General features: G+C 39.7%; 19 protein-coding genes. 11 read left to right on the top strand and 8 right to left on the bottom strand.

Annotated features, from left to right (window positions below):
* From tolA to pal, 3 genes are all read left to right on the top strand, one after another.
* Entirely contained in the window at window positions 1–1509 is a 1509-nt protein-coding gene (tolA, locus tag F994_RS01950) for a cell envelope integrity protein TolA (protein ID WP_004648342.1), read from the top strand.
* 199 nt (window positions 1510–1708) lie between these two features.
* Window positions 1709–2995, top strand: a complete 1287-nt coding sequence (gene tolB, locus F994_RS01945) for a Tol-Pal system beta propeller repeat protein TolB (protein WP_004648340.1) — start codon at window positions 1709–1711, stop codon at window positions 2993–2995.
* A gap of 38 nt (window positions 2996–3033) precedes the next feature.
* Entirely contained in the window at window positions 3034–3603 is a 570-nt protein-coding gene (gene pal / locus F994_RS01940) for a peptidoglycan-associated lipoprotein Pal (protein WP_004648339.1), read from the top strand.
* Window positions 3604–3668: 65 nt separating this feature from the next.
* On the opposite strand, the gene F994_RS01935 is transcribed toward pal, so the two are convergent.
* On the bottom strand, window positions 3669–3863 hold the full coding sequence (locus tag F994_RS01935) for an NF038105 family protein (protein ID WP_004648338.1): 195 nt from the start codon (window positions 3861–3863) through the stop codon (window positions 3669–3671).
* A 190-nt stretch (window positions 3864–4053) separates the two neighbouring features.
* Here F994_RS01935 and F994_RS01930 point away from each other — a divergent pair, with 190 nt between their 5' ends.
* From F994_RS01930 to F994_RS01910, 5 genes are all read left to right on the top strand, one after another.
* Window positions 4054–5028, top strand: coding sequence for a class 1 fructose-bisphosphatase (locus F994_RS01930; protein WP_004648336.1), 975 nt, complete (start codon window positions 4054–4056; stop codon window positions 5026–5028).
* 52 nt (window positions 5029–5080) lie between these two features.
* Window positions 5081–5857: a TrmH family RNA methyltransferase gene (locus tag F994_RS01925; protein WP_004648335.1), complete on the top strand. Its 777-nt coding sequence runs from the start codon at window positions 5081–5083 to the stop codon at window positions 5855–5857.
* Between the two features lie 167 nt (window positions 5858–6024).
* Window positions 6025–6639: an RNA polymerase sigma factor gene (locus F994_RS01920; RefSeq protein WP_034696466.1), complete on the top strand. Its 615-nt coding sequence runs from the start codon at window positions 6025–6027 to the stop codon at window positions 6637–6639.
* Window positions 6636–6956, top strand: coding sequence for a hypothetical protein (locus F994_RS01915; protein WP_004648333.1), 321 nt, complete (start codon window positions 6636–6638; stop codon window positions 6954–6956). The genes F994_RS01920 and F994_RS01915 overlap by 4 nt, the downstream gene beginning before the upstream one ends.
* Window positions 6946–7350: a DUF3106 domain-containing protein gene (locus tag F994_RS01910; RefSeq protein ID WP_004648331.1), complete on the top strand. Its 405-nt coding sequence runs from the start codon at window positions 6946–6948 to the stop codon at window positions 7348–7350. Before F994_RS01915 ends, F994_RS01910 begins: the two co-directional genes overlap by 11 nt.
* 273 nt (window positions 7351–7623) lie before the next feature.
* Here F994_RS01910 and F994_RS01905 read toward each other — a convergent pair whose 3' ends face one another.
* The 4 genes from F994_RS01905 to cxpE all read right to left on the bottom strand — a co-directional run bounded on the left by F994_RS01905 (window position 7624) and on the right by cxpE (window position 13931).
* Window positions 7624–10029, bottom strand: coding sequence for a CSLREA domain-containing protein (locus F994_RS01905; RefSeq protein WP_004648330.1), 2406 nt, complete (start codon window positions 10027–10029; stop codon window positions 7624–7626).
* 3 nt (window positions 10030–10032) lie between these two features.
* Window positions 10033–11871, bottom strand: coding sequence for a rhombotarget A (gene rbtA / locus F994_RS01900; protein ID WP_004648329.1), 1839 nt, complete (start codon window positions 11869–11871; stop codon window positions 10033–10035).
* Window positions 11872–11990: 119 nt separating this feature from the next.
* Complete coding sequence (gene hda / locus F994_RS01895) at window positions 11991–12695, bottom strand: DnaA regulatory inactivator Hda (RefSeq protein ID WP_004648328.1); 705 nt, start codon at window positions 12693–12695, stop codon at window positions 11991–11993.
* A 15-nt stretch (window positions 12696–12710) separates the two neighbouring features.
* Window positions 12711–13931 carry a chloramphenicol efflux transporter CxpE gene (gene cxpE / locus F994_RS01890; protein ID WP_004648327.1) on the bottom strand — a complete coding sequence of 407 codons (1221 nt, stop codon included), beginning with the start codon at window positions 13929–13931 and terminating at the stop codon, window positions 12711–12713.
* A 134-nt stretch (window positions 13932–14065) separates the two neighbouring features.
* Between cxpE and purM the strand changes: the two genes are divergently transcribed.
* Together purM and purN are read left to right on the top strand one after the other, a co-directional pair.
* The gene (gene purM / locus F994_RS01885; RefSeq protein ID WP_004648326.1) at window positions 14066–15133 is read left to right on the top strand and encodes a phosphoribosylformylglycinamidine cyclo-ligase; all 1068 of its coding nucleotides are present in this window, start codon (window positions 14066–14068) and stop codon (window positions 15131–15133) included.
* 1 nt (window position 15134) lies between these two features.
* A complete protein-coding gene (purN, locus tag F994_RS01880; RefSeq protein ID WP_004648325.1) occupies window positions 15135–15764 on the top strand; it encodes a phosphoribosylglycinamide formyltransferase in 630 nt (209 codons plus the stop codon).
* Window positions 15765–15832: 68 nt separating this feature from the next.
* Here purN and F994_RS01875 read toward each other — a convergent pair whose 3' ends face one another.
* Both F994_RS01875 and sppA read right to left on the bottom strand, forming a co-directional pair.
* Window positions 15833–16636, bottom strand: coding sequence for an alpha/beta fold hydrolase (locus tag F994_RS01875; RefSeq protein WP_004648324.1), 804 nt, complete (start codon window positions 16634–16636; stop codon window positions 15833–15835).
* Window positions 16633–17658, bottom strand: coding sequence for a signal peptide peptidase SppA (gene sppA / locus F994_RS01870; RefSeq protein ID WP_004648323.1), 1026 nt, complete (start codon window positions 17656–17658; stop codon window positions 16633–16635). The genes F994_RS01875 and sppA overlap by 4 nt, the downstream gene beginning before the upstream one ends.
* A gap of 129 nt (window positions 17659–17787) precedes the next feature.
* Here sppA and F994_RS01865 point away from each other — a divergent pair, with 129 nt between their 5' ends.
* A complete protein-coding gene (locus F994_RS01865) occupies window positions 17788–18744 on the top strand; it encodes a lysophospholipid acyltransferase family protein (protein WP_004648322.1) in 957 nt (318 codons plus the stop codon).
* Here F994_RS01865 and F994_RS01860 read toward each other — a convergent pair.
* Window positions 18741–21167: a DNA internalization-related competence protein ComEC/Rec2 gene (locus F994_RS01860; RefSeq protein ID WP_034696456.1), complete on the bottom strand. Its 2427-nt coding sequence runs from the start codon at window positions 21165–21167 to the stop codon at window positions 18741–18743. The genes F994_RS01865 and F994_RS01860 overlap by 4 nt on opposite strands.
* Window positions 21168–21214 lie beyond the last annotated feature (47 nt).

Genomic DNA, 21214 nt, shown 5'->3' with positions numbered 1-21214 from the left:
ATGAAAGATTTCAAAAAGCCACCAGCTAAAGAAAAAACCATTGCGCTTGGATTTACCGTTGCGGTCCATGTGGTGGCTATCACTGGCTTACTTTTTTTAGGTATGAGTAAACCTGTCGAACCCCCTAAACAAATTAAAATGGTTTTAATCACGCCAGAAGATTTAATCCCACCTGAACCTGTGCCTTTAGAACAAACAGATTCAGCAGAAACAGCACATGAAAAAGTTGCAGAACAAGTGCAACAAACAGCGGAACCAAGTGTTGAACCCGCGCCGATTATTCCAGTTGCACCACCCTCACCTATAACCCCAAAACCTGATACAAATAAAGCCCTACAAGAAGCCAAAGCAGAAGCATTGCGTCAAGCAGAGCAACAAGCTGCTGAAAAAGCTAAAACTGATGCTGTAAATAAAGCCAAGATTGAAGCTGCTAAAAAAGCCAAAGCTGACGCTGATGCTAAAGCGGATGCTGCAAATAAAGCTAAAGCTGACGCAGCTGAAAAAGCTAAAGCTGATGCTGCAAATAAAGCCAAGGCTGATGCTGCGAATAAAGCCAAAGCCGATGCTGCGAATAAAGCCAAAGCCGATGCTGCGAATAAAGCCAAAGCCGACGCTGCTGAAAAAGCTAAAGCCGATGCCGCAAACAAAGCCAAAGCCGACGCTGCTAATAAAGCTAAAGCTGATGCTGCAATTAAAGCTAAAGAGGATGCTGCTAATAAAGCCAAAGCCGATGCTGCTGAAAAAGCTAGAGCTGATGCTTTGAATAAAGCCAAAGCTGATGCCGCGAACAAAGCCAAAGCTGATGCCGCGAACAAAGCCAAAGCTGATGCCGCGAACAAAGCCAAAGCTGACGCTGCAAATAAAGCCAAAGCTGACGCTGCTAATAAAGCCAAGGCTGATGCTGCTAATAAAGCCAAAGCCGATGCTGCTAATAAAGCTAAAGCGGATGCTGCTGAAAAAGCTAAAGTAGATGCAGCAAATAAAGCCAAAGCTGATGCTGCTAATAAAGCCAAAGCTGATGCTGCTAATAAAGCCAAAGCTGATGCTGCTAATAAAGCCAAAGCTGACGCTGCTAATAAAGCCAAAGCTGACGCTGCTAATAAAGCCAAAGCCGATGCTGCGAACAAAGCCAAAGCTGACGCTGCTGAAAAAGCCCGAGCGGATGCGGCTGAAGAAGCTAAAGCATCGGCTGCAAAACAAGCCGCAGAAGAAGCTGCCACGAAAAAAGCAGAAGCGAAGAAAATTGCTTCCACTGCAAAGCGTGATTTTGAAAATAAAGTTAAACGCGCTTGGGATATTCCAAACGGTTCATCAGGCCAGAAAGCCACTGCGCGTGTGACTTTAAGCGACAGTGGTGCAGTTCAATCTGTCATTGTGAACTCAAGTGATCCAGATATGAAAGCCAGTGTAGAGGCTGCTGTACGTGCGGCGGCACCTTATCCAATGCCGTCGGATCCAGATGCCCGACGTGAAGCCAGAACATTTACCTCTAGCTTTACAGCGAAATAAAAAAACAGCCATATCAATTCAATTTGATGTGGCTATTTAACATTGAATTTAAGCTCAGCAAAGATGATGATATTTCATTCATCTTTCACAGTCTTATAACAGTTTTGACATAATGATGTACTTTTAATAATTTAAAATCATGCCATTATGTGACACAACCGAATTCACAATAATTCACATCTTTTAGAGTACGTAGCGGATGACGGAAATGACGCGTAAACATCTACTTTGCCTCACCATTTTGACAGCATTAAGCCCAGTTTTAGCCACCCAATCTTATGCCCAACTGCATTTAGAAATTGCTAAAGCACCAGAAGCAGCACCTAAAATTGCCATTATTCCCTTCAATAATGACCAAAATATTTATCCGATTGTCGAAAGTGACCTCAACCGCTCTGGCAAATTTTCAAGTGCTTCAAAAAATTTACCTGCAACTGCAAGTATGAATGCTCCAAATGCAGAGGCATGGAAAACTGCGGGTGTTCCCTATTTAGTCACAGGTACAGTCAAAACAACTGAAAATGGCAGCTTTGAAGTTCACTATCAACTCTATGATGTAGAAAAACAACAATATCTACTCAACGAGTTACTTACAGTTCCAGCTTCACGTATTCGCCAAGCTGGACACATGATTAGTGATGCCATTTATCAAGCACTGACAGGCATTGCAGGTGACTTTAGTGGTCGTATTGCTTATGTATTACGTAACCCAGCCACACCTGAACAACGTTATACTTTACAAATTGCCGATACCGATGGCGAACAACCCAAAACAATTCTGACTTCACGTGATCCCATTCTGTCACCTGCATGGACACCAGACGCAAAGAAAATTGCCTATGTTTCTTTTGAAACCAAGCGTCCTGCAATTTATGTACAAGATTTAGCGACAGGACAACGTGAAAAACTCGCAAGCTTCCGTGGTTTAAATGGTGCACCTAGCTTCTCCCCAGATGGTCAAAGCATGTTGTTTACCGCATCCTTGCATGGCAATCCTGAAATTTATCAAATGAACTTAACAACGCGTGCCTTACAGCGTATGACCAATGATAGTGCAATTGATACTGAAGCACGCTATGCCCCAGATGGTAAATCCTTTATTTTTACCTCGGATCGCGGTGGTTCAGCACAAATTTATCGCTATAATTTTGCTGATGATTCAAGTAAACGCCTCACTTTCCGTGGCGCATTTAATGCACGGGGTACTTTAAGTGCCGATGGTAAAAAAATCGCTCTGGTCCATCGTCCAAGTGGTAGCAATTACAAAGTTGCCATTCAAGACATCAATACAGGGATTACCAACATTCTGACCCCAACCAGTTTGGATGAATCACCAAGTTTCTCTCCAAATGGGCAAATGGTGGTGTATGCAACGCGTGAAGGTAATCGTGGGTTATTATCCATCATGTCACTGGATGGTCGTTTCCGCATGAATTTACCCAGTGAACAAGGTGAAGTTCGTGAGCCAGCTTGGGCACCTAAATAACAATTTAATTTAAAGCAATGATGATCATGGAGATGAAAATGAAATTAGTAAAATTATTGGTCCTTCCTGTGCTTGCAACAACCTTAGTTATGACAGGTTGTGCAAGCCGTAAACCTGCTGCTGAAATTCAAGCAGGTCAAAACCCGAACAGTGCGGGTACAGTAAGTACCGAAGGTTTAAGTGAAGATGCGGCACTCAATGCTCAAAACTTAGCGGGTGCTTCTTCAAAAGGTGTAACTGCCGCAAACAAAGCATTCTTAGCAAAACGTGTGGTGCATTTTGACTATGACAGCAGTGATCTTTCCAATGACGATTACCAAACGCTTCAAGCCCATGCACAATTTCTGGTCGCGAATGCAAATTCGAAAGTGGCTTTAACAGGTCATACCGATGAACGTGGTACACGCGAATACAACATGGCTTTGGGTGAACGTCGTGCCAAAGCGGTCGAAAGCTTCTTAATCACCAATGGTGTTGCAGCAACACAATTAGAAGCCGTAAGCTATGGTAAAGAAATGCCGATTAATGCAGGGCATGATGAAAATGCTTGGAAAGAAAATCGCCGCGTAGAACTTAACTACGAAGCCGTTCCACCTTTATTAAAATAATGACTTTTAATAAAAAAGCGCTCAAATTGAGCGCTTTTTTATTACTTAATTACTTAGATTAGCATTTAAACTTTTTCAGATGTATCCGGTTCTTCATGCGAGCTTTGCATAGATTCGATCAGATCATGCTTATTGAATTCTTTATATTCAGGCTTAGCTTCGTAATCTTTCCATGCTTCTTTTACTTTCTCGGCAGAAATATCGTCTAAATTCATCGCTTCATTTGGCGTTGGAGTCGCATCAAACTTTTGTGTTGTCATAATCGTGCTCCTATCCCTGTTTTTAAATAGTCTCTGCTTACATCAACATAGCATTTTCCACAAAACTTACAAGGGTAAAATCACGACAAATAGTCGAGTTTAATTGTTCTTTTGTCTCGTTCTCATCTAAAATGAATCCCCATATTCTTTTGATAGTTTTTTATCATTTTCTAGTTGGAGCTTTCCTAGCATGTCATACCTCACCCTTTCCCAATTCTTAGAACAAAAAACAGGGAACTTAACACCAGAACTTTCTCAAGTAATTGAAACAATTGCAAATACTTGTAAAACAATTGATCAAGCATTGCAAAAAGGTGCCTTAGCAGGTGTATTGGGTAGTGCAGAACATGAAAATGTACAAGGTGAAACTCAAAAGAAACTTGATGTCATCTCAAATGATTATTTAATTGATGCGTTAAAAGTTCATCCACAAGTCGGTGGCTTAGCTTCTGAAGAGCTTGATGAATTCACGCCTGCGCAAGAAAATGGTAAATTCCTTGTGTTGTTCGATCCACTGGATGGTTCAAGCAACATCGACATCAATATGTGTGTAGGCACCATTTTTTCTATCCTTCCTGCAAAAAATGCAGTGACCCAAGCTGAAGACTTTATGCAAGCTGGGACAGAACAAGTCGCTGCTGGCTATGTATTGTATGGTCCATCTACCATGATGGCACTGACGGTAGGCGCTGGCGTTGTATTCTTTACTTTTGATCCAGAAACTCAAGAATTCTTACTCACTTCTGAAAATGTTCAAGTCGCTGCCGACACGCAAGAATATGCCATCAATGCCTCTAATCAACGTCATTGGGAAGAACCTGTAAAACGCTATATTGCTGAACTTCAAGATGGCAAAACAGCAGTGCGTGGCAAAGATTTCAATATGCGTTGGGTTGCATGTATGGTTGGCGACATTCACCGTATTCTTTGCCGCAGTGGTATTTTCTTATATCCATACGACACCAAAGATCCGCAAAAAGCAGGTCGTCTGCGTTTAATGTACGAAGCCAACCCAATGAGTATGTTGATGGAACAAGCTGGTGGTGCATCTACTACTGGTCGTGTTCGTATTCTTGAGATTCAACCGACTGAAATGCATCAACGTGTGCCTGTGATCATTGGTTCTAAAAACGAAGTTGAATTAGCAACCAGCTACCACCATTAATTTAAAAAATGGAAGTAAGTGTATTTCACTTACTTCCATGGATAACTCTCCCATGCCAGCTTTTTTTCTTGAATCAAAAGACAATCCAAAAATCAAACACCTCCGTGGATTGATTGAACAAAATTCCTTTCGTAAGAAACAGCGTCAAACCGTACTTGAAGGCACACATCTAACCCTTGCATGGTTAGCAAAAAATCGTAAAATTCATTCTATTTTCACCACTGAAGTGGCAATGAGCCATCCTGATTTAGAGAAAATCAATGAACTCTATGATGGTTATGTCTTTGTTATCAGTGAATCTTTATATAAAGATTTAAGTACTTTAGGTACATCTTTAGCGTGTTTAGCAATTGTCGACTTACCAAGCTCACCTGAAGCTTTGAATTTTAAAGAAGACACCCTCATTCTAGACAATATCCAAGATCCGGGTAATGTGGGAACATTGCTACGTTCTGCTGCGGCGGCAGGCATTGAACAAGTGGTATGCACCAAAGGTTCGGCATCGATTTGGTCACCACGCGTCCTTCGTGCAGGGATGGGTGCACATTTTTCTCTGCAAACTTATGAAAATATTGCGTTAGAAGACCTTTTAGAAAAATTCACCATACCAGTTTATGTCACCAGTTCGCACCAATCTGAAAGCCTTTACTCAAAAAATTTGCGAAAACAGTGTGTTTGGATTCTAGGCAATGAAGGTCAAGGTGTATCTGCCTATGCGTTAAAACATGCAGAAGCGGTTTCTATTCCACAGCCCGGTGGACAAGAATCATTGAATGTTGCAGTTGCAGGCTCTATTTGTTTCTTTGAGATGGTTCGTCAACGTTTATAAGCCTGTTCTTTCGTTACTTTATTTTAAACAGCGTTCATTGATGTTTAAAAATAGATTACGCTAGAAAAATAATAAGTTTTTTGTCAACCAAACCATTATTTCCAACGTTATATATGTATGAATATGGAAATAATGGTGGGTATCCAATGACAGGATTTTCCATCTCTATGGATTCAGCACCAAAACAGTCTCAGTCGGAAAACTTAAGTACTCTTAAGAGTACGGCTGAACAACGCCTGAAAATTTTTATGCAGGATGTGACTGGACGTGCTTTAGTGATGATGGAAAGTGCTACTCAAGGTCAACAAGGCATCGCAATGGATTTAGTGCAAGAAGCATTCATTTCCTTACATAAAGCATATGCTGAAAAATCGACTGATGAATGGTATCCCCTGTTTTACACCATTTTGAACCATAAACTACAAGACTGGCGCAGAAAAGAAGTCCGTCGAGCGCAACCTTTTTCTTTTTTCAAAAAGGTGAGCTTAGATGATGACGATATAGAACTCAATGATATCGTTGACGAAAACATGCCTAGTCCATTTGATTTTCTGGATCAAGCCGTAACTGCTGAAGAAATACAAGAAGCGATTGCCAAGCTTCCTGTTCGACAGCAACAAGCGTTCATGCTTCGTGCTTGGGAAGGTTTTGATACACACACCACTGCGCAAATTATGGAATGCAGTGAAGGTAGTGTAAAAACACATTATCACCGTGCTATTCAAGGGCTTAGGGCTTCTTTAGCACATTTAAATCCATATGGTGGAGGGTCATCCGAATGAAACAAGATGATTTCTTAAAACAAGTTACTTCCAAACTCGATGCACTGGCACAACATCATAAAGACAAACCCGTGGTGATGAATCAGGTCATTGAAACAATTCAAGACCGTGCAGCCTCTCGTTACGGACTTTGGAAAATGTCAGGTTTTGCACTTGCCGCTGCAATTACAGGGTTCGTGGTATTCCCAAACTCAATTGACATGGCCGAAAAACCGCAAAATCAAGTGGTTGTTACTCCAAAACTTTCCCCACAAATGGTTGAAGATTTGGAAATGTTGATGGTTTTAGGCGAGGATAAAGTTCCACATGGCAGCTAAAAGATTAGCATTTGCTTTTTGTGCACTCGGATTTTTACAAACCAGTTTTGCAGGTTTTGAGCGTTTTTGGATTTTTTCTAAAGATGCGGACACTCAAGTCACAGAAACATGGGAAACGCTATCAGATGCTGAACAACGGGCACTTATTCAACGTTATCAATCATTAAAGGAATTACCTGAAGCACAGGGCTCAGCTTTGCATCAGCGTATGGATTGGTTTACCCAACTTCCCGAACAAGAAAAGCAAAAAATGCGTGAAACTTGGCAAAAAATGAGTAGCCAAGAGCGTAAAGACTTAGGTCGACGCATGCAAAAAGCCACGCATGAAGAAAGACCTGCTATTCGCGATGAATACATTAATAAATATTTGCAACCCCAATCTATCAGCCATTAAATCTAGATAATGACGATCAAACGATGGTCATTATCTTTAGATTTAACTTTGCTCAAGCATCCGACTTGGTGATAAAAATATTGGCTCGAATTTCACCTTTAATCAGCAATTAATTAGGTTTTAAAAGTCATATTTCCAGTAGAAACCCAAAGAAAAAACGCCACTTTGCACCCAATATTGATTGAACATAAAGACTGATATATTTTTAAAATTTTGATTGATTATTACTTAGATTCTCATAAAAAATGCCTCATTAAATGAGGCATTTTAACTTTACTGTTTTTTTCTTCGCGCTCTATATAAGCCAAGCCCTATTAAACCTAAAATACTATAAATGCCAATACTGCCACCTCCTCCACCAGAAGCGGTAGAACTGGTATTTTTTGCGGTATTCTTCAAATAAATTGTTGCTTCCTTTGAAATTAAACCTTCTGCATCATAAATATTGTACTTCAGCTCATAGTCAAATGGGCTAAAATTATTCTTTGCTTGCATATGCAACTGACCACCATAACAGGTAAAACGGATGTCATTACCAGGACATGGGCCAGTATGGTCAGCAGTCACAATTAAACCCGCAGGAATGGTTTCAATTCGAATCGGCAACTCTACACCAGCTACATTTTTATAAAATGCACCTTTATAAGGAGCATTTAACTTTGCCGTAGGTCCATCGCCATCATCGCTGTCATTTTCCAATGGATTAATACTCAGGATTGAGTTTGAACTTGGGGTAATTGAGTATTCATCTGACTTGGCAATTGGTGCAATATTCTTAAACTGTGCTTTTAAAACACCTGTCGATTCTAAACCTGTATCTTGTATAGATTGAATCGTATAGGAACAATAAGAAGAGCCTGTTAAATCTGCCAACTTACCATCTGTGCGATAAAGCATAATTCGCTTCAAATCACTATTCCAAACACACTTAAAGTTTGGATCTGGGTTCCCCACAAATTCACTTCCACCATTTTTTTCAACCAACTCACCGCGTTCTTGCACGATAATATTATAATTGTCAACATTTAATGCTTTCGGCTGCATCGCACCATTACTATTTGGCACTTCTTCATCATTCGGTAATGCCAATGCAAATGGATCGACATAAATCGCCCGATATTGTTGATTTTCAGTGGTATATTTTAATAAATCTTCAACTGTTTTTAAGTCTTCTGTATCTTGAATTAAGCGATCCTTACGATTCGGGTCTTTAATATTAGCTTTGATTTTATCAATTACGTTTTTATAGTCAGCAATTCGTTCTGTATATGAATCATTAAATAAGTTGGTAATATCTGCCGCAGTTAAACGCATCAGTTCAACCGAACCAATGTCACAAGTATTTTTCATGGTTGGATTCAGCAGCAGCGTACCATCAGTAATTCGCTTTATACCGCGTTGATCCGTTTTACTACACCCCTCCTTATTTACATTAACTAAATCAAATTCATTTTGATTGTTTTTTGGATAGTACAAAGGTAGAAATAGATTATATTCTGATGCTTCTTGATAAGGTGACAAGACAGTGAATATATTCGTAGCACCTAAATTTAAATTGCTATTAGAATCATTCGTTCCAGCATTTGAAGCGGTCGGTAAATCACACACACCCTCTGAGCTAAAGGCATTTTGACTCGCAGCAATCTTCCGTTTTGTGTCTGTTAAATCACCATTATTCAAGGCATAACGACAAGATTTCCCCTTATTAAACGCTAAAAGGTTAAACCTTAAGTCAATTGCACCATTATCATCATAATAAAAAGTACTATAAGCATCATTATCCACAATCGTATTGCTTTCTGCAGTGAATTCATAATTCAAATTCAGGCGATGATTATCACCTACCGCCCGAATAATACTGCCCTTTGCACTGTCAACTTGGTTCTTTGCAATTGTGTTTGCAATAAGTTTTAGATTTGGATTACCACACAGCTCAATCATACTGAGACTGCTTGCTGATCGATTTTTCACAATACTGCTGTTACTAATATTAATAAGAGCTTGTGTATCTTTTAGATTAGCCTCACAGTCCATAGCCAAAACACTACCTTGTTTGGCTTTATTTCCCTGAATAAGTACTTGAGATAAATTAATTTCTTTGCCTTCATTATGCGCAACAAAATAAATTGCTCCGCCTTCTTGCGTGGATTCAGAATTTAAAATTGCACTATTCACCATATTTAATGAAGCACCAACAAAGAGTGCACCACCAAATTTTTCAGAATAACCATTTTTTAAGATCAAATTAGCCAGATTAATATTTGCCTTGGTAGCTGAGGTATTAAAAATACGCGAAGCATTATTTGCATTAATACTGGTTTGCAACGCTTTAACGGCTGGATAACTATGTGTCAAAACATTTTTAGTTGCATAATCTGCCGGGGATTTACCATAAATAAAAACGTCCGATTCTGGCTTTAGCTCACTTGTTAAAATATATTCACCCGCTTCAAGCTGAATGATATCCTTTTGACCATTGCTCGTATTACCTGCATTACACCCGCCATGTGATTTATTATCTTTGGCTGTTTGTATAGCCTCTCTCAATGAGCAATTATTTAAATTTTCACCATTTTCATCGACAAAAGTATTGACATAAATTGTGCTGTCTTCTGCTGCCATTAATGACATTGCAGACAATATCATGGTACAGAGAAATCCTTTTTTATAATTTTTCATCGGTCATCCTTGCTTATTTTTATATCGGCGCAGTCCAACAAGACCTAATATTGTAAATAGACTGAAAAATCCAAATGACCCACCTGATGTACTCACTTTGCTGCTTTCCATATCATTTTGGGGTTGCTGTACAATTTGTACATTAATTTCAAGGTATGGATTAGTTTTATGAAAACGCGTGGTTGACGTCACTAAGCGAATTTTAAAAATATCTGCACCCGCCCACGAACCTTGTGGGGTATAGACTAAATTTCCTGCTTCATCAATGGTGAGTTTACCTTTTGATGGGGTCTTGACCTGTATCACTTGCATACAGCCAGCCTGCCATGACTCACCTAATGCTTTTTCATCTAATTTATCTTTTAGTGCTTCACATTCTTCTTTCGGAATTAAATCACTATCTCCGAGTTTGTCGGCAATATTGATTTTGGCAATACCACCAAGAATTAAATCCTGACCCACTAGGCTCGTATTCGGCACAATAATTTCGATTGCCCCACGGTCACAAGTATGCTGATCATCATCTCGTATATTGTCACGTTGATCAGACGTTTCACAAGTCACGATTTTTGCAGTTGAATCAAGCTGTAATTTACCTTTGTTAACAATTAAGCTGTCAAATAAGGTTTTATAACTCATCACGATTCGTGGTCGGAAATATCCTAAAAAAGCACTATCAGGTTGAATATAAGGACACAACAGCGCATTTGGATCTTCAGTTAAAGTCTTACATTTACCTTCTAAATCATTGCCAGCAATAAGCTCCGTCCCTTGCCAAATATCATTTGGATAGTTGCTATCACCAGAGTTACAGCTATCTGTAACAAGATTATTTTGGATAAAACTATTATCCCCAGCCTTAAAATCACAATTGTTATCTTCTGTGATTGGATATGGATTACCCAAGATAATACTGTTAGCAAGATATGCTTTTTTTAACGGCGCATTAAATTGCAAGCCTGCCGAGTTACCAATAACAGTTAAATTATTTAAACCAATGCCATCACGGACATTAATGATAAAACCTTTATTTTTATAAAAAGTACTATTAATAACACCAGAAGTCATTAATGGGAAAGCAGCAATTGCAGCATCATCTAAAGATGCAGCAGAATATATATTTGCACCCTTCGCTAATGTCGTCTCATTTTCACGAAAAACTGAGTTTGATATTCTAAATTGCGGAACCTGACTATAAAGAATAGCCCCTTCAACTGCTGTATTTTTTTCAAATAAACTATACTTAATATTCACAAGACTGCGTTCTTTAGCATCTTGCCCCACAGGCACAGCAACGTTATAAATCGCACCACCTTGTCTTGCGCTACCACCCGATAATTTTACATATTCTAAAGTCAGAAATTCATTATTATAAATCAAGCCACCTTGGTCGGCACATACAGACTGATTACATCCTTGAAGTGTCAATTCAGTCATTTTTATCGCGAAGACTTCTTTTTTTGTATCATCGATAACGAAAATATTGTCCTTACCCAACATTTTTATCATGGCATTATTAATACCAGCAGCAGGCTTATCAAAACCTGTTGTCTCGTTATAAAGTGTCCTTAAATTGAGCGGTACTGAAATTTTAATATGTGTGTTTAATTTATAGGTTAATTTACTCTCTAATAATATGGTTGAGTCCGTGTCTTTTATACGCCCCACACACCCCTGATAACCACTATCCACGAAGTCTTTATTGACATATTCAATGGCTTCACGAAGAGAACACTCCGTGTCATCTTTAGAAACATCCTCAATTGTAGTAACTTTAATTTCGCCGCTATAAGCATGTCCTGCAACGCATAACATGCCTATGCCTATGCTCCGTTTGAGCATATCTTTCTCCTTGTGTTCTTTTATATATTTTTATTCTTTAGCTGCAAATTCCCTGCAACATCGAACTATTTTGCTGTACTTTGTCACAGCTTTAATAATTTCTCAAGATTTTTTATTGTTTACCGATATTCATCAATTAAGGCATAGATTTGTCTTAAATTAGCATGACTAATTTTAATTTTTTCGCCTTTTAACAACTGAATCAATTGCTCTAAGGTTTGTAATAAAACAGACGTTTGATGCGGTCCTTGCATGAGCAAATAGTCTATCACTTGTTGATCAATATGAATTCCACGACGTGTTAATACCGATGTCACGAGCGCATAGCGATCTGCATATAAACTGCCGGTTGGCACTTTTACACTGACAGCTTGGGTTAAACGTGATTGTAAATCTGGAAGTTCCAGTCTTAATTCAATCGGTGCAATACGGGAAGAGAAAACCAACTGCCCGCCACCCTCATTATTATAATTAATTAAATGAAAAACTGCTTTTTGCCAATGTGGAACGCCACTAATCGCTTCAATGTCATCCAATGCCACAAGGTCATAGCGGTCTAATGATGTGATCGCTTCAGTCGGTGCATCGAGTAATTCAAGTAATGAAACTTGAATTGCAGATTTGCCAACATCTAAATAAGAGTCACAAATGGCAGAAAGTAAGTGGCTCTTACCCGAACCTGCACCACCATACACATAAAAACGATTCATTAAACCAGCATGAAGTTGTCGAACTGCATCAATAACATGCCCCCAACTTGGACCCGAAAAATCACTGATTCGGGCATCGAGTTGAGGCTCTATATCTAACTGCAACTGACGCATATCTGTGTTTTGACCTTAGGATTCTTTATTGTCTAATGGTTCAATCTTACTCGATTTTTCAGCACCTTGCTGACTTTCTAGTGCTTCAGATTGAATTTCAACATCTACTTCTATTTGCCCAGTTTGCAGACTCATTGCACCTGATGAAGAACCCTGTATCACCACAGCGGATAAGTCATACAATCGGCTTTTTTCATAACACTCACGTGCATGTCTAAGTAAAACCACAATCACAGCTGCAACAGGCAAAGCAATCAACATACCAAGGAAACCTGCAAGTTGCGCCCCTGCTAACACGGCAAAAACAACAGCAACAGGTGATAAACCAATTTTATCGCCCAATAGGAAAGGTTGAAGGATATAACCTTCAATGGCTTGTCCAATCATAAAGACAATAATCACCAGTGCCAAATGTGTCCAATCAATTCCGAACTGGAAAAGCGTTGCAATCACTGCGGCAATAATACCCACGCCAAAGCCTAGATAAGGAATAATGCTGGCCAAGCCTGCAACCATGCCTATAATCAAGCCAACTTCTAAACCAATCAGTTGTAAACCGACAGCATAAACCACACCTAACAGGAACATGACCAAAAATTGTCCCTTCACAAATGCACCCAATACATTATGACATTCGCCCACAATACCTAATGTGGTTTTTTCATAATGACGAGGAATCAGGCGACGTAAACTTTCAAGCATCCGATCCCAATCTAGCAGGAAATAAAAGGCAATAATCGGAATTAAAACAACGACACCGCCAATTTGAATAAAGTTCAAGCCCGATTGTGCAACACGCAACACCACACTCTGAATGCTGTCGGCACTATAATTGGTCTGAATATATTCCATGACAACCTTGGATATCTGTTCAGTATCAATTTCCATTGCTTCGACATTAAAGGTCTGCGACACCCACGGTAAAAAGGTGTAATTCAACCAATGAATACCGGCGGGAATACTGTCTCGTGCATAAATCAGCTGTTGCCAAACCAGTGGAACGACATACCAAATTGCCAACGTGACAATCACACCAATCCCGATAAAAACAATGCCAATAGATAGCCAGCGCGGCAAACCTATTCGATGAAGCTTATCCACCAACGGACTAAATAAATAAGCAACTAAAAATGCTGCTATAAAAGGCAATACCACAGGCTTAAGCAAATACAAAACCCAAAGGATGAGTGCAATCCCTGAGAGTATAAAAATACGACGTAAGGTGCGATCAACCATAGATTCGAGCCTTTTTTTGGTTTATTCGTTATAGAAAGTAAAATATTTGAATAAAGATAGCATTTTGGCGCATAAATAACATAAGAGTTTCGTATATTCGGGTATAATCGCGGCGCGAATGCGGAGACTTCAATATGAGCAACTCAACTTCCCCAAACACTGGTTTAAGCTATAAAGATGCGGGTGTCGACATTGAAGCGGGAGACGCACTAGTCGACCGAATCAAATCAGTCGCTAAGCGCACTGCACGTCCTGAAGTGATGGGCGGATTAGGCGGCTTCGGCGCTCTTTGTAAAATCCCTAAAGGTTATGAAGAACCTGTTCTCGTATCTGGCACAGATGGTGTTGGTACAAAATTACGTTTAGCACTCAATTTGAACCGTCATGACACTATTGGTCAAGACTTGGTTGCAATGTGCGTAAACGACCTTCTTGTCTGTGGTGCTGAACCATTATTCTTCCTTGACTACTATGCGACTGGTCACTTAAATGTCGATGTTGCTGCCAATGTAGTAACAGGTATTGGCGCTGGTTGTGAACTTGCAGGCTGTGCATTAGTTGGCGGTGAAACTGCTGAAATGCCAGGTATGTATGAAGGTGAAGATTATGACCTTGCAGGTTTCTGTGTAGGCGTAGTTGAGCAAAGCAAAATTATTGATGGCAGCAAAGTAAAATCTGGTGATGTATTGATTGGTGTCGCGTCAAGCGGTGCTCACTCAAACGGTTACTCTTTACTGCGTAAAATTTTAGACGTTAAAAACGTTGATTTAAACCAAATCGTAGATGGTCGCCCACTTGCCGATGTGGCAATGGAACCAACACGTATTTACGTTAAATCATTATTGCAACTTTGCAAAGAAGTTGACGTGCATGCCATGGCGCACATCACAGGTGGTGGTTTACCGGGTAACTTACCTCGTGTACTTCCAAATGGCGCTCAAGCGATTGTTAATGAGTCTTCTTGGGAATGGCCAGAACTGTTCAAACTTCTTCAACGTGAAGGTGGTGTTGAACAGCACGAAATGTATCGCACATTTAACTGTGGCGTAGGCATGGTAATTGCTGTTGATGCAGCAGATGCTGATAAAACAGTTGAATTATTGACCAGCCTTGACGAAAAAGCATGGAATATGGGTCACATTGTCGACAATGCTGAATCTGTTGCCGGTGCTGATGAAAAGATTCGCGTAATCTTTGCATAACATGATCAAAATTGCGGTCCTTGTTTCAGGCAGTGGAAGTAACTTACAAGCTTTGATTGATGCCAATCTATCAGGGCAAATTGTTGGGGTTATTTCCAATAAGCCTGAAGCATATGCTCTAGAACGTGCTCAAAAGGCAGGTATTGCCACTGCGGTAATTGAACATAAACAATATCCCAACCGTGAAGCATTTGATGATGTGATGCATCAACAATTGCTCGATTGGGATGTTGATTTAGTGGTTCTTGCTGGCTTTATGCGTATTTTAAGTGTCAAGTTTGTGCAAGCATGGGAAGGGAAAATGGTCAATATCCACCCTTCTCTATTGCCTCATTATAAAGGTATGCATACCCATCAGCGCGTACTAAACACAGGCGATGTCTTTCACGGTTGTACCGTTCACTATGTAACGGCAGAACTAGATGCAGGTCAGGCTTTAGCGCAAGGCGTGCTGAAAGTGAATGTGCATGATAATGCCAGTTCATTGGCGAGCCGAGTCCATGTGCTTGAACATGTCATTTACCCGCAAGTGGTGGAATGGATTTGTACAGGTGCAATTCAGCATACTGAACAGGCTGTGTTGTATCGTGGTCAAGTCCTGTATGAACCTGTGCAATTTGCCAAGTTCTAATAAATTTAAAGATTTAAAAAACGCATCCTCGGATGCGTTTTTTATTAAGCTTAATATGGATATAGCCATTATTGAGCTTGTTGCTGAATCAGCTCTTTGACCAATTTAACCACTTCAACTGGATGCTCCAGTGGGAACATATGTCCACCTGCGGTAATGCTAAAAGGCACGCCGAATTTCTTTTTCACCATCTGTGGAAAACGGCGCGGTAAAAATGGACTTTGCTCTGCAACCACCAGATGTATTGGCAGATGAATTTTTTTCCGAGGCAACCACCACAGTGATGGATTGGTTCTAAAAACCTTCACTTCATCCATTTTTGGAATAGTGAGTTCAACACCACCGCGAACTTTATCTTCGGTTAAAGCATAATCGATATAGGCTTGAAAACAGTCGGCATCAAAGTCTTTATAAAAACCTTTCGGACGAAGCAATTCAGCTGCTTGCTCACGACTATCCCAATGATCACGACGACGCAATGACAGTGCCGCAGGTGACATTCGATCCACCGCTTTGAGTTTCAACAGTTTCGCAACATGCAATGCAAAACCGTCTTTCCCCATAATTAAAGGTGGATCAAGCATAATCACTTGTGAAAATAGCTCAGGACGCTTTAAAGCTGCCTGAAAGGTCAGCACTGAACCCAAAGAGTGACCTAAACCAATGACAGGTCTACCCTTCGCTTGACGGACAATACTGTCAATCACTTGGTTGGTTAAGCTCTCCCAATGATTATCAATGGGGTAACGCTTATCTGTTCCAAGCAATGGCACATAAATAACCTCATATTCATCTTTAAGTAAATCAAATAGCTTTTGATAAACCTGAGATGGCACGCCATTGGCGTGCGCAAAATGAATCAGTGGTTTCATTGTAATTTTGTCGTTTGTTCAGATTGAACTTGCTGCGAAAGTGAACTCGCAAAACCCTGACCAATCGAACTTCCGATACGTCCAAGTACCGAATCAAAAGGACTGTATTCAATAGTGTAGTTCACAGCTTTATCAATTTTGAGTTCACGTTTCAGCGTATTTAAACTACCGGTACGATCTGCAATACCCAATTTTACGGCTTGATCACCTGTCCAGAACAAACCTGAGAAGATTGCTGGATCTTGTGATTTCAACTTATTACCGCGACCTTGTTTAACTGCATTGATAAAGTGATCATGCACATTATCCAGTACACCTTGTACATGTGCTTTTTGTGCGCCATCTACAGGCTGGGTCATTGAAAGTAATGCCTTGTTCTCACCAGAAGTCATGGTACGGTCTTCAACGCCTAACTTTTGCATTAAGCCCGTCACACCGTAGTTCGGCATAATGACACCAATCGACCCAACAAGACTGGATGGATTAACAATAATTTCATCCGCAGCAGATGCAATGTAATACGCCCCTGAAGCGCCTGTATCACCAATCACGGCATACAACTTTTTACCAGTATGGGCCTTTTTCAAATATTGAATTTCTTGCCAAATTTCATCAGACTGCACTGGTGAACCACCTGGTGAGTTAATATTTAAAACCACCGCTTGGCTTTGTTTACTTTCAAAAGCTTTCTTTAATGCTTTTACCGTATCCGCACTATTTACACTTTGTTTGTCTGCAGCAATTGTGCCAATAATATCAACCACCGCAATATGCGAACTTGTGGTTGCGGTAGGATCTGTGGTTGATGTGCTACAACTTTTCCCCATTAACACTAAAACAAAAAGGATATAAGCAAAAGTGAGACATTTAAAAAAGATTCCCCAACGACGCGCACGGCGCTGTTCTTCTACCGAAGCTAAAACGGCTTTCTCTAAAATATGCCATTCTTTGCCAGTTATATTTTGCGTATTATGTTGTGTATTCTGAATGTCATTTTCTGGTTTTGGCGGCCAATCGGACATGGAAAATAATCCAATGATGAGTTAAATTGAACTCATTATATACACTGAATCATAGAAATCTGCCTAAACAATCTGTTTTCACCTATAATATTTTTCTTTTTGACTCTTTTTTTACATTGACGACAGGCAATGACTGACCATACTTCAACGAATACGACGTATCGCTTACTTAAATTTTTAAGCAGACAACCCATTCAAATTTCTAGATTTATTGCTCGAAGTTTAGCAGGTCTAGTGAATTTACTTAAAATGTCAAAAACCTCAGATACGATCCGTCTTAATCTGCAAATTGCATTACCCGAATTAACAGCGGAACAACATGAAAAGATTATTCCGCAGGCGATTCGTAATGAACTGACCTCATATTTCGAATTTTTTAGCATTTGGGGTGCAGATAACAATAAAAATATTGCTCGTATTCATTCCATTACTGGAGAGCAGTTACTCAAAGATGCGCTAACAGCGCCTGAAGGTTTGGTACTGATTGTGCCGCACTTTGGTACATGGGAAATTATGAATGCCTATCTGGCTCAATTCACCCAAATGACCATTCTCTATAAACCTGTCAAAAATGAATCCGCCAATCAATTTGTACGTGAAGCCCGAAGTCGTGAACAGGCAAACCTCGTTCCTACCGATGAATCGGGGGTCAGACAAATTTTTAAAGCATTAAAACAAGGCGGTACGACGGTTATTTTGCCAGATCACACGCCTAATTTTGGTGGGGAAATGATTCCTTATTTTGGCATACCGCTCGCGACCAGTAATTTAAGTGCCAAACTGATTCAAAAAACCAAAGCCAAAACTTTATTTTTATATGCGATGCGTAATGATGATCATGGTTTCGATATGCACATTGAGCCAATAGATGATCGCATTTATCAAGGCAATCCCAATCAGGGTACGGCTGTTATTTTAGCAGCCATCGAAGATTTAATTCGTCGTTATCCAGAACATTATCACTGGAGTTATAAACGCTTTAAAGCTAATCCAGCTTTAGATCATCTCTATCATTTAAATACAGATGAAGCGCTTAAATTGGTTGAAGACGTCCGTCGCCAAGATGCTCAGACTAAAATTATTTAGTGCTTTAACCAGCGCTGGCTGTCTCGTTCAAATGCGATAGACATGATATTTTTCTGCTTAAAAAAACGAATACTGCCATGTTCTATGGTGGTTAATAGTGGGATGTTTAAGTCTTTTAAACGAGATTCAACCATCACACTTGGATGTCCATAGCGGTTATTCCAACCCGCTGAAGCAACTGTTAATTTTGGCTTCAATTGCTTTAAAAAATGATAGGCTGAACTGTGTCGACTACCATGATGCCCCAAAACTAAAACGTCGACTTTTAAATCGGGATAAGCCTGTAAAATGTGATATTCCGTTTCCCAGCCTGCATCCCCCATCAACAAAAAATTTTGATACGGTTGAACATTTTTCACCTGTAAATAAACCACACAAGACCTTTCATTTTTTTCAAATTTAGCCCGTGCCAAGTGCTCAGGTTTCGGTGATAGCACGCTAATATTAACGCGATCGCTCCAATGCCACTGCTGCCCCTGATGGCAATAATCAAACTGACTCAAATTTTCGACATCCAGCTGTTCATTGGAATATACCTTTTTGATGGGGAAATCATGCTTGATCGACTCATATCCACCACGATGATCTTGATCTAAATGCGTCAAAATCAGTTGATTCAATTGCGACACACCATTTACGGATAAAAATGGCAAAATAATCTGCTTACCCACACTAAATTTACTTTCATCATAATTTCCACCCATATCTATCATTAAAGTCTGTTCTTGATCACGGATAAAAATGGCTTGTCCTTGCCCCACATCTAACACCGTCAATTCAAAATCATTTTGATCAGCATCAACCGCAATCAAAGGTATAAAACACAAAATAACCCACAATTTTGGCACCACACCACGCGGCAAAAATAGAATTACCAAGCCCAAACACAGGCTGAATAATGTCCACGTATTCATCGCAATCGGTTGTAATGTAGGTGAAAAAATCCAATCTAACCATTGGATAAAAAGGAGTAATCCAGAAATACACAGATCATTAATTTGAAAAAATAACCCACCCAAAGGTTCAAAAATGAAATAGCCGAATGCCGCAATAATATCTAAGGGCACAATCAGCAAACCAATCCATGGAATGGCAAACAGATTACTCAATGGTGTCACCCATGCAATCTGTTTAAAGAACACCAACATCAGTGGCAGCAAAGCCAAAGATATTTTCCACTGCGATTCAATTAAAATTTTCAGTTGGATTTTGATTGCCTGAGTCCAAGTCTTTATTTCCTCCAGATGATTTTGCTGCTGCACCGTTTGATAAATCCGCAGCAACACAAAACACGCGCCATAAGACAACCAGAAAGCAGCCGATAAAATACTAAAAGGATCAAAAATGAGTAAAATTGAAGCACTAAACAGCAAAATACTTAAGGGTTGAATCTTTTGCTTTAAGAGTACAAATGCACTCATCAGTAAGCAGGTCAATAATGTCCTGAGTGCAGGAATTTCAAAACCGACAAAAGCACAGTACAACAATACACATAGGCAAAAAGGTAAAATCAACAGATATTGCTTGGGGCATTTCAAATAAATTTGCGGACAATAACGACAAATCAGTTGATGCAAACTCCAACATAGCAGTAAAGCAAAAATCAGAACATGCGGCCCAGATATTGCCAATAAATGACTCATCCCAAAACGTTGGAACAATTGTTCAGTTTCTGGTTGAAGTAGACTTTGATCACCAGTCAATAAAGCCAAAAGTAGCCCTTTATTGCGGACTGGTTGTTGAGCAATAAAATGACGCAGTGCCAGACGTTGTTGCTCCACCCAAAGTCGCACTTGATTCAAAACTGAATGTTGTTGCCTTACATAACGGCCATAACCCAAGCTATAAATATCTTGCTCAGACAGTTTTTGTACGGCCGAAACTTTAAACCCTGACATGATATTTTGCTGAATATACCATTGCTCTTGATCAAAAGAACCTTTTGTTGCATAGCTATGTGCAGGTCGTGTGTTGCCCTGTAAGCGATAGTATTGACCCAGCTCAAGTGACGTTTGCTGCTTTAAATCTATTTCATTTTTTAGAAATGCTTGCCATTGCACAACTTCGGCATGCCGATTCAACACCTGAATTTTTTGTTGTATCGATTGATCGCCCCATTCATTCAAATTTTTGACATAGACAATCACTTCAACCTGTTCTGTCTGCTGTTCCCGAAACGCTAAACGATCAGTTAGTTGCATATAGGCATAACTATAGCCTAGCGTCATGCCAAGACTAAAGCCGATACAGAGCTGTAAACATTTGAAATACAATGAATGGTCATGTTTTAACACTGTCCATTTCAACAACACTACGATGATAAAAAGAACAATACTCGGAATAAGCAACGACTGTAACATTGGGAAGGTTTTTCCCATCGTGGCAATTCCAATGACCCAGCCTAAACAGATTAATTGCATCATTATTTTTATAGTTTTTTAATTTTGCGCAATATTAAAGCCCACCGCAG

This window comes from Acinetobacter bohemicus ANC 3994, assembly GCF_000367925.1.
GTDB lineage: Bacteria > Pseudomonadota > Gammaproteobacteria > Pseudomonadales > Moraxellaceae > Acinetobacter > Acinetobacter bohemicus.
This window is presented reverse-complemented; position numbering and strand designations above follow the sequence as displayed.

What these genes read in the sequence shown, in the direction of transcription:
- cxpE (WP_004648327.1), bottom strand. Translation starts at nt 13,931, where the DNA reads ATGGTTGATCGCACCTTACGTCGTATTTTTATACTCTCAGGGATTGCA.
- F994_RS01915 (WP_004648333.1), top strand. Translation starts at nt 6,636, where the DNA reads ATGAAACAAGATGATTTCTTAAAACAAGTTACTTCCAAACTCGATGCA.
- sppA (WP_004648323.1), bottom strand. Translation starts at nt 17,658, where the DNA reads ATGTCCGATTGGCCGCCAAAACCAGAAAATGACATTCAGAATACACAA.
- tolB (WP_004648340.1), top strand. Translation starts at nt 1,709, where the DNA reads ATGACGGAAATGACGCGTAAACATCTACTTTGCCTCACCATTTTGACA.
- F994_RS01875 (WP_004648324.1), bottom strand. Translation starts at nt 16,636, where the DNA reads ATGAAACCACTGATTCATTTTGCGCACGCCAATGGCGTGCCATCTCAG.
- F994_RS01925 (WP_004648335.1), top strand. Translation starts at nt 5,081, where the DNA reads ATGCCAGCTTTTTTTCTTGAATCAAAAGACAATCCAAAAATCAAACAC.
- F994_RS01935 (WP_004648338.1), bottom strand. Translation starts at nt 3,863, where the DNA reads ATGACAACACAAAAGTTTGATGCGACTCCAACGCCAAATGAAGCGATG.
- F994_RS01860 (WP_034696456.1), bottom strand. Translation starts at nt 21,167, where the DNA reads ATGATGCAATTAATCTGTTTAGGCTGGGTCATTGGAATTGCCACGATG.
- rbtA (WP_004648329.1), bottom strand. Translation starts at nt 11,871, where the DNA reads ATGCTCAAACGGAGCATAGGCATAGGCATGTTATGCGTTGCAGGACAT.
- hda (WP_004648328.1), bottom strand. Translation starts at nt 12,695, where the DNA reads ATGCGTCAGTTGCAGTTAGATATAGAGCCTCAACTCGATGCCCGAATC.
- F994_RS01920 (WP_034696466.1), top strand. Translation starts at nt 6,025, where the DNA reads ATGGATTCAGCACCAAAACAGTCTCAGTCGGAAAACTTAAGTACTCTT.
- tolA (WP_004648342.1), top strand. Translation starts at nt 1, where the DNA reads ATGAAAGATTTCAAAAAGCCACCAGCTAAAGAAAAAACCATTGCGCTT.
- purN (WP_004648325.1), top strand. Translation starts at nt 15,135, where the DNA reads ATGATCAAAATTGCGGTCCTTGTTTCAGGCAGTGGAAGTAACTTACAA.
- pal (WP_004648339.1), top strand. Translation starts at nt 3,034, where the DNA reads ATGAAATTAGTAAAATTATTGGTCCTTCCTGTGCTTGCAACAACCTTA.
- F994_RS01905 (WP_004648330.1), bottom strand. Translation starts at nt 10,029, where the DNA reads ATGAAAAATTATAAAAAAGGATTTCTCTGTACCATGATATTGTCTGCA.
- F994_RS01930 (WP_004648336.1), top strand. Translation starts at nt 4,054, where the DNA reads ATGTCATACCTCACCCTTTCCCAATTCTTAGAACAAAAAACAGGGAAC.
- F994_RS01865 (WP_004648322.1), top strand. Translation starts at nt 17,788, where the DNA reads ATGACTGACCATACTTCAACGAATACGACGTATCGCTTACTTAAATTT.
- purM (WP_004648326.1), top strand. Translation starts at nt 14,066, where the DNA reads ATGAGCAACTCAACTTCCCCAAACACTGGTTTAAGCTATAAAGATGCG.
- F994_RS01910 (WP_004648331.1), top strand. Translation starts at nt 6,946, where the DNA reads ATGGCAGCTAAAAGATTAGCATTTGCTTTTTGTGCACTCGGATTTTTA.